General features: G+C 41.4%; 13 protein-coding genes. 3 read left to right on the top strand and 10 right to left on the bottom strand.

The window, feature by feature from the left end; translation table 11 throughout:
* Positions 1–14 precede the first annotated feature (14 nt).
* The gene (yidA, locus tag BK049_RS08960; RefSeq protein WP_008355652.1) at positions 15–827 is read right to left on the bottom strand and encodes a sugar-phosphatase; all 813 of its coding nucleotides are present in this window, start codon (positions 825–827) and stop codon (positions 15–17) included.
* Between the two features lie 307 nt (positions 828–1,134).
* Here yidA and BK049_RS08955 point away from each other — a divergent pair, with 307 nt between their 5' ends.
* Both BK049_RS08955 and BK049_RS08950 read left to right on the top strand, forming a co-directional pair.
* Positions 1,135–1,494, top strand: a complete 360-nt coding sequence (locus tag BK049_RS08955; RefSeq protein WP_008355654.1) for a MerR family transcriptional regulator — start codon at positions 1,135–1,137, stop codon at positions 1,492–1,494.
* A gap of 143 nt (positions 1,495–1,637) precedes the next feature.
* Positions 1,638–2,621, top strand: a complete 984-nt coding sequence (locus tag BK049_RS08950; RefSeq protein WP_071168334.1) for a Gfo/Idh/MocA family protein — start codon at positions 1,638–1,640, stop codon at positions 2,619–2,621.
* Positions 2,622–2,660: 39 nt separating this feature from the next.
* Here BK049_RS08950 and BK049_RS20230 read toward each other — a convergent pair whose 3' ends face one another.
* Positions 2,661–3,383, bottom strand: a complete 723-nt coding sequence (locus BK049_RS20230) for a methyl-accepting chemotaxis protein (protein WP_483294852.1) — start codon at positions 3,381–3,383, stop codon at positions 2,661–2,663.
* Between the two features lie 9 nt (positions 3,384–3,392).
* Positions 3,393–4,178: a PAS domain-containing protein gene (locus BK049_RS20105; RefSeq protein WP_425304331.1), complete on the bottom strand. Its 786-nt coding sequence runs from the start codon at positions 4,176–4,178 to the stop codon at positions 3,393–3,395.
* Positions 4,179–4,375: 197 nt separating this feature from the next.
* On the opposite strand from BK049_RS20105, the gene BK049_RS08940 reads away from it, so the two are divergent.
* Positions 4,376–5,713, top strand: a complete 1,338-nt coding sequence (locus BK049_RS08940; RefSeq protein ID WP_008355661.1) for an amino acid permease — start codon at positions 4,376–4,378, stop codon at positions 5,711–5,713.
* Here the strand turns inward: BK049_RS08940 and BK049_RS08935 are convergent.
* From BK049_RS08935 to BK049_RS08905, 7 genes are all read right to left on the bottom strand, one after another.
* Entirely contained in the window at positions 5,679–6,827 is a 1,149-nt protein-coding gene (locus BK049_RS08935) for a DNA alkylation repair protein (RefSeq protein ID WP_425304337.1), read from the bottom strand. The genes BK049_RS08940 and BK049_RS08935 overlap by 35 nt on opposite strands.
* A 110-nt stretch (positions 6,828–6,937) precedes the next feature.
* Positions 6,938–8,266 carry a GntP family permease gene (locus tag BK049_RS08930; RefSeq protein ID WP_008360715.1) on the bottom strand — a complete coding sequence of 443 codons (1,329 nt, stop codon included), beginning with the start codon at positions 8,264–8,266 and terminating at the stop codon, positions 6,938–6,940.
* 24 nt (positions 8,267–8,290) lie between these two features.
* Complete coding sequence (gene gntK / locus BK049_RS08925) at positions 8,291–9,835, bottom strand: gluconokinase (RefSeq protein WP_071168332.1); 1,545 nt, start codon at positions 9,833–9,835, stop codon at positions 8,291–8,293.
* Between the two features lie 184 nt (positions 9,836–10,019).
* Complete coding sequence (locus BK049_RS08920) at positions 10,020–10,877, bottom strand: MurR/RpiR family transcriptional regulator (protein WP_008360718.1); 858 nt, start codon at positions 10,875–10,877, stop codon at positions 10,020–10,022.
* 91 nt (positions 10,878–10,968) lie between these two features.
* Positions 10,969–11,904 carry a nucleoside hydrolase gene (locus BK049_RS08915; RefSeq protein ID WP_071168331.1) on the bottom strand — a complete coding sequence of 312 codons (936 nt, stop codon included), beginning with the start codon at positions 11,902–11,904 and terminating at the stop codon, positions 10,969–10,971.
* A gap of 97 nt (positions 11,905–12,001) precedes the next feature.
* Positions 12,002–12,493 carry a DUF1433 domain-containing protein gene (locus BK049_RS08910; protein ID WP_071169208.1) on the bottom strand — a complete coding sequence of 164 codons (492 nt, stop codon included), beginning with the start codon at positions 12,491–12,493 and terminating at the stop codon, positions 12,002–12,004.
* 250 nt (positions 12,494–12,743) lie between these two features.
* A complete protein-coding gene (locus BK049_RS08905; RefSeq protein WP_071168330.1) occupies positions 12,744–13,244 on the bottom strand; it encodes a DUF1433 domain-containing protein in 501 nt (166 codons plus the stop codon).
* Between the last annotated feature and the right edge of the window lie 103 nt (positions 13,245–13,347).

Raw genomic sequence — 13,347 nt, 5'->3', positions numbered from 1 at the left:
AGACCGCTCTTTCTTTATTTTCCGATGACTCGCTCATGCAGAATATGTGCTACTCCAGCTTCATTATTGGATTTTGTCACAACATCCGCAACTGCTTTGACATCATCAATGGCATTTCCCATGGCAACGCCACAGCCTGCAAACTCAAGCATCGACACGTCGTTCCCATTGTCACCAATCGCCATCACTTCTTCACGAGAAATCCCCAGTTCATGAGCTAAAAGCTTCACAGCATTCCCTTTGCTCACATCAGGATGAAGGATTTCTAGGAAGAAATCTGTACTTTTCACCATCATATATTTATCCTTCACTTCAGACGGGATAGCTTGTATCGTCTTTTCCAAACGTTCCGGCTGATCAATATACATCATCTTCGGAAGCCTCATTGATGGCTCTGCCTCTTCAACAGGTAAATACTTAAGCGGCAATTTCGTTAAGTACGATTCAAGCACCGTGTATTCACTAATATCACGATTCGGTGTGTACAAATGAGCTGAATCGAAATAATGCATAGGTGTATCGAGCTGACGGCTCAGTTCATATAAAGAAGTCAAATCATCATAGGATAAAGTTAATTCTGACACCACTTCATTTGTATGGCTGTTTTGTACAAGCGCTCCATTGTAAGCAATCACATAATCTCCCTCTTGATCGAGCTGAAGCTCTTTTAAGTAGCGGTTCACCCCACCAATCGGCCGGCCTGTACATAAAACAATTTTCACGCCTGCTGCCTTTGCCTGTTGAATAGCTTCAAACACTTCATCCGGCACCATATGCTGATCATTTAATAACGTACCATCCATATCAATTGCGACTAATTTATACATTTACTGCTCCCCTTTTCTCAGCAAAACGTGCTGTCACTATTTAAGCGATCATTTCTATGATCACATGATGTTCCATCATACTATTTACCTATTTTAGCCTATCGTTTTTTTCTCAAGCTGTCTACTTGTTCATATCTGTAACAAAACATCACTTTCTCCTCATCTATTATAACGTATTCTATGAAATCTGCTGTGAATAGATCTGCTCTCTTTAACTGAATTGAAAAGAACAAATGTTCATCGGAGAATATTTTGAAACTAGCAAATCTAATTGTATGATGGATAGCAAAGAAAGGAGGTGAAGGTAATGATGACATTTACAAGAGGAAAATTGTCAAAAATGTCTGGTGTGCATATTGAAACCATTCGTTTTTATGAAAATGAGGGTGTGCTCCCTGAGCCTAAGAGAGCTCGTAACGGCTATCGTTTATATGATAAAAAATATGTACTGATGCTATCATTTATCACTGAAGCGAGAAAGCTAGATTTCTCACTTAAAGAAATTCGTGAAATTATCACGTTACTATTCGAGAAACAGTCCAAAACCGAAGCTGAACAGCTGCTCGAACAAAAAATAGAAGATATTCAAAACTCCATTCAAGAGTTAAAAAAGAGGAAAGCAGCCATTCAATTGTTAACAAAACAAACATTAGCCAACATCAGCTAATTGGAAGGGCTGCCAAAGTTGTGCCGGTATTCTTGACCGGCACCCCTCTGCCCCCAGTTGCCAATGCACGTTCTATGAAAACATCAGGTATACTAGAGACAGCTTTACTTGACATCAAACGTTTGGAAGGGGTTTTGAGTAGAATGAGAATTGCAACCATAGGGACAGGTGTGATTGTAGAAGGCTTTCTGCAAGCAATTGAACAGCTCGAAGGCGCTTCTTGCCACGCTGTCTATTCAAGAAAGGAAGCAACGGCAAAGAAACTCGCAGATCAATTTGGGGTGCAAACGACTTATACAGATTTAACCGCTATGTTAGAGGACCCACACATCGAAGCGGTGTATATCGCATCACCGAATCGTTTACATAGCGAGCATGCCGAAGCTGCATTGAAGCACGGAAAACATGTGATTTGCGAAAAGCCTTTTACCTCTACTGTGAAAGAGCTAGAAGCCTTAATCGCTCTCGCAAAGGAAAAGCAGCTCCTCTTATTTGAAGCGATTACGACCGTTCATATGCCCAACTATCATTTAATCAAAAAGCACCTTCATCAATTAGGCAGAATCAAACTGGTTCAATGCAACTATAGTCAATATTCAAGTAAATATAATCAGCTGCTAGCCGGCGAAACACCGAATGTCTTTAACCCAGAATTTTCAGGCGGCGCTCTCATGGATATTAACATCTACAATGTCCATTTCATCATGAATCTCTTTGGACCACCGGAGCAGATTCGCTATCATGCGAACCGTCATCCAAACGGTATCGATACATCTGGTGTTTTGACCTTCACTTACAATGATTTCATTGCGACAAGTGTCGGCAGTAAGGATACAAGCAGCATGAACTTCGCATTGATTCAAGGAGAAAAAGGATTCATGCATGTGAAAAATGGGGCAAATGGCTGTGAGGAAGTGCTGTTGCATATGGATGACCAAGTGATCTCACTGAATGCACAAACGAATGCAAACCGCCTGTTTTATGAAGCAGAAGCGTTCCAGCACATCATTGAAACAGAAAATCACAAGCAGTGTTATGCATGGCTTGAAGAAAGTCTTTCTGTCATGAAAGTTCTTGAAGCCGCAAGAAAAGACGCCGGCATTGTGTTCCCAGCAGACCATGCTTAAGCAAAAAACCGCCTTCTGATAAAAAAGGCGGTTTTTACATTATATACTCTTTGAATACGCCACAAGACGTTGAGACATATGATTCACTTCATCAACTGAAGCGTTCACTTGCTCGGTTAAAGCAGCCTGTGTTTGTGTAAGAGCTGTCATATTCGAGATATTTTCAAGGATTTGATCAATCTGTGTTTTCATTTCAGTTAAACTAGATTCGATATTTTCCGTAGCATTGGCACTATGGAGCGCCAGTTTGCGTACTTCATCTGCAACGACGGAGAATTCGCGTCCCTGCTCACCAGCTCTAGCTGCTTCGATGGCGGCATTCAAACCAAGCAAATTCGTTTGGTTTGCCACTTCTTTGATCAAGTCTGAAATGTTCTTCGTCTCATCTGCACTGTTTTTCGCAAGATTTGCGGCAGACGTTGACTGCTCTTGAGCGACAGCAAGCTCCTGCGCTTGGTTTGTCACAGAGCTGATGCCCGAAACCATCTCACTAATAGAGCTTGAAAGTTGCTCTACTTGGGAAGCCATTTCATTGGCTGTTTTCTCTTTATTTTTTTCTAGCGTGATGTCACGAATGGTGCCTGCTACACGAAGATGTACACCTTTTTCATCACGAATGGTTTCACCGCCTGCATGATACCAGCGGTACTCTCCATCTTTACGCTGTAATCTGTAATCAGTGTCAAATGGTGTGCGGCCAGAGTGGTCATTTAAATGCTCCGCAAAGGCTTGAAGAGCCCTTTCTTTATCTTCAGGATGCAAACGATCGCTCTAGCTGCTCAAAATGTTTGGGAAGTCATTTTCATCCGTAAAGCCAAGTGTTTTTCTAAACTGTGGAGACCACCAGAATTCATTGTTTGGATTCACAGGGTCGCCCGCCTCTACCACCATGTCCCAAGGCGCTTCCACAAGCGCAAGGTTGATCAAATCAAACCTTGTCACGAATGCTTGCAGCTCTTCTTCTTTCAATTTCTGATCATGAATATCAAAAAGAGCCCCTGCCACACGAAGAGGTACACCATGACGATCTCGAATGGTCGTGCCAGTTGCCTTGAACCAGCGATAATCCCCGTTTTTCAATTTCAAACGATACTCAATATCATACGGTGTACGGCCAGAATGATCCAATAAGTGCGTAGAGAATGCATTCAAGGTGTCTTCGTACTCATCTGGATGAATTCGAGATGCCCAGCTGTCTAGGACATTCGGAAAATCGTTTTCATTTTGAAAGCCAAGCATTCTGCGGAAATCATCCGTCCATGTGAATTCATTTTTCGGATTCACAGGATCACCTGCTACAACCGTCATATCCCATAAGCCTACTTTAATGGCTTTTGTCACTAAATTCATGCGCATCTGAATATCTTCATACGCTTCTTGCATCTTTTGCAAAGCTTCATTTATTTGAACCACTGCTTCTATTGTTTGACTAGAAGAAAATGCAGCAGTATCTATTCTTGCTGAAAAATCTCCCTTATTCGTTCTACTAATTGACTGCTTTCTCTTAGAAGGGTCCCCGACGATGAAACACTTGCTTTTCTCATAAACATCTTCCATAAGGCAAATCTTCTTTTTTCTTCGTAACGTTCAATAAATGATTTTTATTTTTGGAGATCGGCGCAATATATGGATAAAAATAGGTTTTTTAATAAAATCAACCGGCTGTTCTGTCTGAAAAATCTCTTTTTTTATATTGACACTGACGTCTCGAAAAAAGAAAATGGAACATAAGCATTTTAAAAAAGGAGAACGTCATGAGCGCGAGTCAGGAACAACATGAATTAAAAAAGCTTTTATCGCCGCGTCACATTCGCATGATTGCAATGGGCGGTGTCATTGGTACAGGAATCTTTAAAGGAAGCGCCGATACCATCGGTTTAGCAGGTCCTGGGGTGATCTTTTCCTATGTATTTGCCGGATTGCTTCTTCTCATTGTCATGGCAGCTTTAGCTGAAATGGCGATCGTCTATCCGGGAAATAACCTTCGCGACCTCGTACAAATTGCGCTTGGTCAACGTTTTTCATTCGTTGTCGGATGGGTGTACTGTTTTATGTGGCTCACTGTATGTGTCATTGAAATCATTGCAGCGGGCAGTTTACTTCAATATTGGATGCCGAATGTCCCTTTGTGGTCCCTATGTTTACTTTGCTCACTCTTAGTGATCGGGATTAACTTAAATAATGTAAAATACTTCGGTGAAATTGAGTTTTGGTTTGCTGGAATGAAGATTTTTGTTATTATTGTCTTTATTTTTCTTGGTGCAGCACTATTATTTGGGGTTATTCCAAACGAACAAAGCACACCTGTCCTCACCAATTATCAAAACTTCGTCCCGAACGGATGGGGCGCTGTCTTCGCCTCATTATTAGTGGTTATTTTCTCTTATGGGGGCTCTGAATTGATTGGGCTGACCATTACAGAAACAAAGGATGCGGAGAAGGTATTACCTGGTGTTGTCAAAAGTATGATGTGGCGTATTATTTTATTTTACACATTGCCGATTTTAATTATTTGCGGACTGATTCCTTGGAATCAAATCGATCCCAATAACAGTCCTTTTGTTCAAGTCTTTTCAGCAGCTGGCATGCAAGGCGCCTCTCACTTCATTAATTTCGTATTGATTACAGCCGTTCTATCTGCTGCCAATTCTGGAATTTACGGAACAACACGAATGATTCATTCTCTTTCTAAATCAGACGGCGGTCCGAAAAAGCTGGCACAGGTCAATCAAAGAGGTGTACCTATTTTAAGTTTATGGGTGACTGTTCTGTTTCTCTTAATCGGAACATTCTTTGCTTACTTGTATCCAGACCAAATTTTCAGCTATATGCTGGCTATTCCTGGTTTTGCTGTTTCTCTTATTTGGATCAGCATCTGCCTGGCACATTTGAAACTGCGTCCAACATATTCACAGGAACCGTATTTCAAAGTTTGGCTGTTCCCGTATTTGACGTTATTTGCTGGTCTTGTGCTCAGTGTCAGTTTTGTAATGTTCCTATTCAGACATGAGAACTTACCTAGTTCCATTATCAGCATCGGTTTCTTAGTAGCTGCCATCATTGCTTCATTCTTAATGAAAAAGAAGGCTTAACCACCAAAACCCGCCTCAATGGGCGGGTTTCTTCATGAGCTGCTGCGACCTCAAAATCAATTGACGCTTTTGGGATGCCGTTGATGATGATTGTTAATGTATGCGTTCCCTCATAGTGCTTTCTCGTCGTCATGTTTTGAAACGACTGGGACCTGACGAATTCTTTATGTATCGCTGAGCCTGTTTCAAATTCTGTGATTTTAAATACCTTTTGATTGCGGGTGCCCCGAGCTTTCACGTAATCAATGGCATATTCAACGCGCAGCTTTAACGGCTTATCCGCCTGAAGAGTAAATTGAAAGGTCATTTTTTCTCCGATACGAATGGGGTCTTGCGTGACCTTCAAATCCATTACTTGAATAGACGGATCATCTCCATAGCTAAACATAGCCAAGATATCTGGATCACCTTTTTTCAATAACGTACGGGATGCATGTTTGACAATCCAATTCGTATGTGGATTGTCCCCGTACCACCTTTTGACCGTTTGCTTCATCAAATCAGGCTGAATCGCAGAAATATCATTTAAATGATTCGCTACACTTTTTTGCACATACTTGGCCGAATCAGACTTCAAGTTTTCCAAAATGGGCAGCGTGACCGAAGGATCCTTTTTAAGCGAAGGAACTGATAATCCCCATGGCAAACGAGGTCTGCATCCTTCACTCGCCAGCCGGCGAATATGCTCATTTTGATCCTTTGACCACACGAGCATCTGCGCAAGCATTCTCTCTTGATCTAGAATGAGAAAAGGCCGAACGGCAAATTCAGCAGTGGAAAACGGGGTAAAGAATTCAAGCGCCTTGATCGAGATATCCCAATGGTCAAGACCATACGTCTCGACGTAGTCTGGAAATACGAGCGCACTGAGCCCTGTAAAATGCGGCGCCGCCTGACGCAGTACCTTGATTGCTTGCTCATACTCCTCTGGCAGACAGGCATGCATTGATTCAGTAACTCTTCTCATTCGCCCTTTTAACTCAAGCTCCTGCCAATCCTCTTGAAACACGAGCTGTTGAAAATGACCGGCATCAAATACAGCGGACTCTTGTGCAAGTGTCTCCGCTAACTTTTGAATAAACGACTCATGATATACATTTTTTAATGGTTCGATCTTTTCCGCCTCCTACATCTCAGTATCATCATTCTAACCCAATCATTCAAAAGTGGCAGCGTCAACGGCTGAAAAAAGCCCAATTCCGCAGAACTGGACTTTGATACAACCTATAAAAACATATTAATGATCATAATAAATGCAAGAGCACTAACGGAAATGATCGTTTCCATAGCCGTCCACGTTAAGAACGTCTCTTTAATGGTCATGCCAAAATACTCTTTGATCAGCCAAAAACCAGAGTCATTGACATGAGACAAAATCAACGAACCCGCTCCTGTTGCCAACACTAGAAGCTCTCTGCTCACATCCGGCATGGATGCAGCAATCGGAGCTACAATACCAGCGGCCGTCATCATGGATACCGTAGCAGATCCTGTTGCCACACGAATGACCGCAGCAATCAGCCAGCTAAGTAGAATCGGTGAAATCGGTGAATGTTTGGCTAAATCGGCAATATATTCACCAACACCCGAATCAATCAGTATATGATTGAAGGCCCCGCCTGCTCCAATGACAAGCAGAATAGAAGCGATCGGCCCTAAGCACTCATTACTAAACGACAGTACCCGGTCACGGCTCATTCCCTGAATAAAGCCAAGGCTGAAGAAAGAATACACTGTTGCAATCAGCAGGGCTGTAATTGGATCTCCGATGTATTTAAACAGCTGAAACCAAAAACTGTTCTCTGGCAAAATAATATCTGCCAGTGTGGCAAGAAGCATAAGAATGACCGGTACCAAAATGGTAAACATCGTATTCGCAAAGCCCGGAAGCTTACGGTCTACATTTCGTTCAGTGAATTGCTTTTTGAGCATCTCTGGAACTGGTTTATGTATCCGTTTTCCAATCCACTTTCCATACAGTGGTCCAGCAATGATAGCTGTCGGCAAACCGACGATAATTGATAAGAAGATGGTTTTCCCCACATTGGCTTGATAAATCCCTACTGCTGCCATTGCAGCTGGATGAGGCGGCACAAGCCCATGCACAACAGACAATCCAGCGATTAAAGAAATCCCAATCGTCACGAGCGATATACCCGTTTCAATCGCAATGGTAAACAGTAAAGGAATCAGAAGAACGAATCCGACCTGGAAAAAGACAGGTATACCTACGATAAAGGCAACGAACATCATCGCCCAATGCACATTCTTCGTCCCAAATCGGCCAATTAATGTTTGAGCTATCCGCTCAGCTCCCCCTGACTCAGCCATCATTTTCCCAAGCATGGTCCCAAGCGCTAGAACAATCGCCAGTAATGATAACGTGTTCCCTAACCCCGTTTTAATTGATTGAATGATTTCCTGCAAATCCATACCTGTAGCAAAGCCTACTAGCATAGAGGTAATAATTAAACTCACAAACGGATTCAACTTAGCGATTGTAATGAGAATGAGTAAAAGGACAATCGCCGCAATCACAATGAATAAAAGCATACACTCCCACCTTTCTCCTGATGTTTAACGATTTTGTTTTAATTGCAGCGCACTAATGACATCAAATTCATCCTTCAATTTGTCATAGAGACGCTCATATAAGTAAAACAGCTCTATGTATGTCTCATTGTTCTCCATATTTGGTTCATGACGGGCCGAAATTCGTATCCATTCTTTAACCTCTTCTATCTCACCCATATGACCTAAACTATGAAGAGCGAGGACAGCTGCTCCAAGTGCCGAAGCCTCATAGCTTTCTGGAACAAGCACTTCTCTGCCCATCGTATCCGCTAAAATTTGTCGCCATATTGGAGATCTCGCAAATCCGCCTGAAGCACGAACATCCTTCGCTGAACCAGTTAAATCTCTTAGTGCCACACCGATCGAGAACACACTCATAATGACGCCTTCTAAGACGGCTCTAATAAAATGCTCACGCTTATGCTGGAGACCAATACCAAAGAAAGTGCCTCTCGCATTTGGATTCCAATAAGGTGCACGTTCACCTGTTAAAAATGGTAGAAATAGCAGTCCCTCTGAGCCAGCCGGAACCTTTTCTGCAATATCAATCATCAAATCGTAAGGGTCCACGCCAAGACGCTTTGCAACCTCCACCTCTGAAGAAGCAAATTCATCTTTAAGCCATCTCAGCATAATTCCGCCATTATTGGTCGGTCCTCCTACCACCCAATGCTTGTCCGTCAGCGCATAGCAAAACGTCCTTGATTGCTCATCTGTGACTGGCTTTTCTACGACTGTACGGACTGCGCCGCTTGTCCCGATCGTGACAGCCACCTCTCCTTTTCCAATCGCGCCGACACCTAGATTTGCTAGAACACCATCATTTGCCCCAACAACAAAAGGCGTCTCTTCTGCAATACCCATTCGCAGCGCAATCTCTGGCTGAAGCCCTCTCAGCTGATGCGTCGTTGGGACAAGTTCAGACAGCTGATTGGCTTGAATTCCAGCAATGCGAAGTGCCTCTTCGTCCCATTGAAGCGTTTTCAATTGGAACAGTCCCGTTGCTGAAGCGATGGAATAATCGACCACATACTGACCGAAGAAATGATAAAGAACATACTCTTTTATGGAAATGAATTTTGCAGCCTTCTTGAAGACATCAGGTGCCATTTCCTTGATCCATCGTATTTTTGAAAGCGGTGACATTGGATGGATCGGTGTACCCGTTCTTTTATAAATTTGAAAGCCATCCATGTCCGTGATAATGCGTTTCGCTTGTTCTGCACTTCTGTTATCAGCCCAAATGATACTGTTCGTTAATGCCTTACCATACTCATCCATGACGATCAAGGAATGCATCGCTGTACTAATCCCCACGCCTATGAGATTTTTTGCATCAAATGCGGCTTTCGTCAATGCGCCTCTTACACTCGCAATGACAGCATCTAATATATGTTCAGGGTTCTGCTCAACCCATGCCGGCTGCGGGTGAATGAGTTCATAAGGAACAGAATGTTTTGATAACACTTTCCCCTGTGGTCCAAACAGAACCGCCTTTGTACTTGTTGTCCCAATATCCAAACCAATTACTGCTTGGTTTCCCTTCATCTGTATCACGCCCAATCATTGATTTGAAATAAAATTCATGGTGTTGATGTACCTGATAAATCCCATTATAGGAATATTTTTTTCGACATTCAATGACCAAAAAGAAAATTATTTTCATTCAAAACCTCACAATCGTTACCACAACAGCATTTTTCTCTATTAGAAAAATTTATTTTTGAAACCATTACACCCTTTTTTGCGAAATGGTTTCTCTCATTTTCTTCAAATTGGTTAATGTTTCCTGCTGTCTTAAATGAGCAAGTGCAAAATAAAGGACATCAATTACAGTGAGCTGAGCAAGTCTTGCAGACATCGCTTCTGTTCGGAAAGCTGTTTCTTGCGTCGATGTATATAGCGTGACATCTGCAAGCTGACTCAATGGGGAACGCTGATAGCTTGTAATGCCAATGGTTTTCGCTCCTTTTTCCTTTGCTGTTCTCATCGCATCGAGTAAATCCTTGTTTCGGCCAGAATGAGATATACCAATCACTGTACTGTGATGATCAAGAAGCCCTGCAGACATCGCTTGAAAGTGAGAATCTGTATGAACAATACAATTGATGCCTGTCCTCATAAATTTGTGAAAAGCATCTGTAGCAATAAGGCCAGACCCGCCGCTGCCATAAAACTCTAAGCGTTCAGCCTCATGGATTAATTGTATAGCCTTTTCTACATCTTCTGGATTCAACAATTGAAAACTATCCTTTAATGCAGATATATTCGCTTGGAATACCTTTTGCATAAAAACAGCTGTATCATCATCAAGACTCATCTCTTCATCTACATAATCACGCTTTGTTTGATCTATTTCCTGGGCAATAGCAATCTTTAAATCTTGATAACCCTCAAATCCAAGCCTTTTACAGAGACGAAAAATGGTTGCTTCTGAGCTCGCTGTCTTTTTGGCAAGCTCGATAATAGACAAATGGATGATGTCGCGGGGTTCACTCGTAATATGTTCCGCAATTGCTTTCAGTTTTGGCGGTAATCCTCTGCTTGCTGCCCGTATCTTTTCAATACTACTTAAACTGACAGAAGCCATTCGACTTCACTCCTTCCTGACTCATGTGAACGCATACATTTCCTCATGTCCCCATCTTATAAAAAAGAAGCCTGTTTGCACAGACTTCTTTTTAAGAATTCATGACTTTGATCAATAAATCAAAAAAGGCTTCATCATCGACATCCATACACACTTGGACATTACGTTCTTTTCCCCATTGATGCTGAAAATCACATATCATTTGACCATCACAAAACTCACTTTTCGTCTCCACTTCTACATGAAAAGCCTCTGTTTTCACAAGCTGATTGTCAATTGCAAGACTCACAGCAAGCGGATCATGCATGGCGCACGCCCACACCCCATTCCGTTCAAAATAGCGCTGGCGGTAAATGTTTGTACTCTCTCTGATATAATCTGCCAACGTTTCATTTTGAATCGCATCAATTCTCTCATCCGTTAACAAGACTTGTCTCGTGACATCTAATCCAACTTGAGTCAATGAAGGGAAGCCAGCTTCCAGCACCACTTTCGCTGCTTCTGGGTCTGCATATGTATTAAATTCTGCTACCGGTGTGACGTTCCCCTGTCCCTTCACGACACCACCCATAAAAATAACTTCTTTCACGTGATGAATCAGCTCAGGGCATTTTTTCACCGCAAGGGCTAAATTCGTTAAAGGCCCTGTCAACACCAGCGTGACCTGCTGCGAATACTGCAACACCTGTTCAATGATAAAATCAGGTGCAAAACCAGCATCTGCGGTCTTCTTAGGCTGGACATCCTTCAAAGCACCGCCAATTCCATCCTCACCATGCACCCGATGTTCATAATGAGGTGCTCTTAAAAGAGGAGTCGCCGAACCTTTCATGACAGGGATTTCATCTGCCTCAACCAACTCAAGCACTTTACACGTATTCAATGTAGCCGCATCAACAGACACATTCCCGCACACCGTTGTAATCCCCGATATATCAAACCGTTTACTTTTCACTGCAAGCAAAATGCCAATCGCATCATCAATTCCAGTATCGACATCCAAGATCAATTTCTTTGTATTTGGCATTGCTGAACTCTCTCCTTTATTTGAAAGTGTTGTTAGGGGAATGATAGCATATTATTTTTGAAATTGATTTAGGGAATCAATCGGCTTTGTCGACTTGTTACTTCTCTTTTTCCCCAATGTCTTTCAGATACTGTTCACGTTCCTCCTTAGTAAAACTTTTAAGGTAATTTTCTTTCACTTCCGGCTCACCTTTATATTCTTCCCAATCTATAAAGCGGTCTGATAAATCAGGGTCATAACTCATTGAACCGATTTTTTTAGCTCTATATTGTAAAGAAGCTGAAAAACCGTACTTCTCCGGTTCATTATTTACATAACCATCAATCGTAATATCTCCCATTGGGTTAATGGTCACATTTTTTTCAAACGTGATGGTTTTGATAAAGTTATGAATATCTCTTTTGTGTAAGTGCTCTTCAATCTTGGCTTTCATCTTCTCTGCAAACTCTTCTGCCTTTTCTTGATCGCTTTTTTCTTTCACCGCATCATTTTTTGATTGACTTTGCTTATTGTACTGAACGATTAGCGAAGTCACTGAGACAAGGATAATCACAACCAATACAGATACAAGTTTTATTGTATTTTTCATGTCTAGCGCTGTCACCTTTTTATTCATGAAACGTAAAAAATCAGGCAGGTAAATACCTGCTTCAGGCTGTCGAGAAAATCTCGACAGCTTTTTTAAAGGTTTAAACACACCGTATATTGAGTGAACTCCAAGGCAAAAACACTACATACTGCTTCTTGACCCAGTTCAAAAGACAAAAATGAGGGTTTTGTAGACACTTGTCTTAAAAACCCTCACTTTCTCTTCACGCTGAGGCAGGTAAATACCTGCTTTACTCTTTTTCCCCAATGTCTTTAAGATATTGCTCTCGTTCTTTTTTGGAAAGGCTATTTAGAAAATCTTCTTTCACTTGTGGGTCAAAATCATCCCAGTTCTCGAAACGGTCTGATAAATCAGGGTCATAACTCATCGAATCTACTTTGTCAGATTCGTACCTTAATAATGCTTCGAAACTAAATCTCTCTGGTTTATCATTGATATATCCTCTAATAATGATATGCCCCATCGGATTAATCGTCACTTGATTTTCAAACGTGATTTTTTTGATAAAATGATGGATATCTCTTTTATGTAAATGTTTCTCAATTTTCGGCTTCATCTTCTCCGCATACTCTTCTGCTTGTTCTTGATCGCTTTTTTCATTTTCTTGCATGCTGTCATTTCCTCCTAAATCATTTATATTGTTTTGATGTTTATTTTGAAAAATGAGTAAAATCACTGCGATAACTATGATGAGAAATAACACACACACAACTTTAATTGTATTTTTCATTATAAATAATATCCACCTTTTAAATTTATATATATTTTTTCTATCAATCTTTTTTATGCATTAAATAGATAATTAACCCATTATATATTATAATTTACAACAT

Origin of the sequence: Bacillus xiamenensis (assembly GCF_001857925.1) — a bacterium.
Lineage (GTDB): Bacteria > Bacillota > Bacilli > Bacillales > Bacillaceae > Bacillus > Bacillus xiamenensis.
Note: the sequence above shows the minus strand (reverse complement) of the source record. Positions and strands in the feature narration are given on the sequence as shown.

Bases quoted from the DNA above. Each gene is read 5' to 3' on its own strand.
- BK049_RS08920 (WP_008360718.1), bottom strand. From the start codon at position 10,877: ATGGCTTCTGTCAGTTTAAGTAGTATTGAAAAGATACGGGCAGCAAGC.
- BK049_RS20105 (WP_425304331.1), bottom strand. From the start codon at position 4,178: ATGGAAGATGTTTATGAGAAAAGCAAGTGTTTCATCGTCGGGGACCCT.
- BK049_RS08950 (WP_071168334.1), top strand. From the start codon at position 1,638: ATGAGAATTGCAACCATAGGGACAGGTGTGATTGTAGAAGGCTTTCTG.
- BK049_RS08955 (WP_008355654.1), top strand. From the start codon at position 1,135: ATGATGACATTTACAAGAGGAAAATTGTCAAAAATGTCTGGTGTGCAT.
- BK049_RS08940 (WP_008355661.1), top strand. From the start codon at position 4,376: ATGAGCGCGAGTCAGGAACAACATGAATTAAAAAAGCTTTTATCGCCG.
- yidA (WP_008355652.1), bottom strand. From the start codon at position 827: ATGTATAAATTAGTCGCAATTGATATGGATGGTACGTTATTAAATGAT.
- BK049_RS08905 (WP_071168330.1), bottom strand. From the start codon at position 13,244: ATGAAAAATACAATTAAAGTTGTGTGTGTGTTATTTCTCATCATAGTT.
- BK049_RS08930 (WP_008360715.1), bottom strand. From the start codon at position 8,266: ATGCTTTTATTCATTGTGATTGCGGCGATTGTCCTTTTACTCATTCTC.
- gntK (WP_071168332.1), bottom strand. From the start codon at position 9,835: ATGAAGGGAAACCAAGCAGTAATTGGTTTGGATATTGGGACAACAAGT.
- BK049_RS08915 (WP_071168331.1), bottom strand. From the start codon at position 11,904: ATGCCAAATACAAAGAAATTGATCTTGGATGTCGATACTGGAATTGAT.
- BK049_RS08910 (WP_071169208.1), bottom strand. From the start codon at position 12,493: ATGAAAAATACAATAAAACTTGTATCTGTATTGGTTGTGATTATCCTT.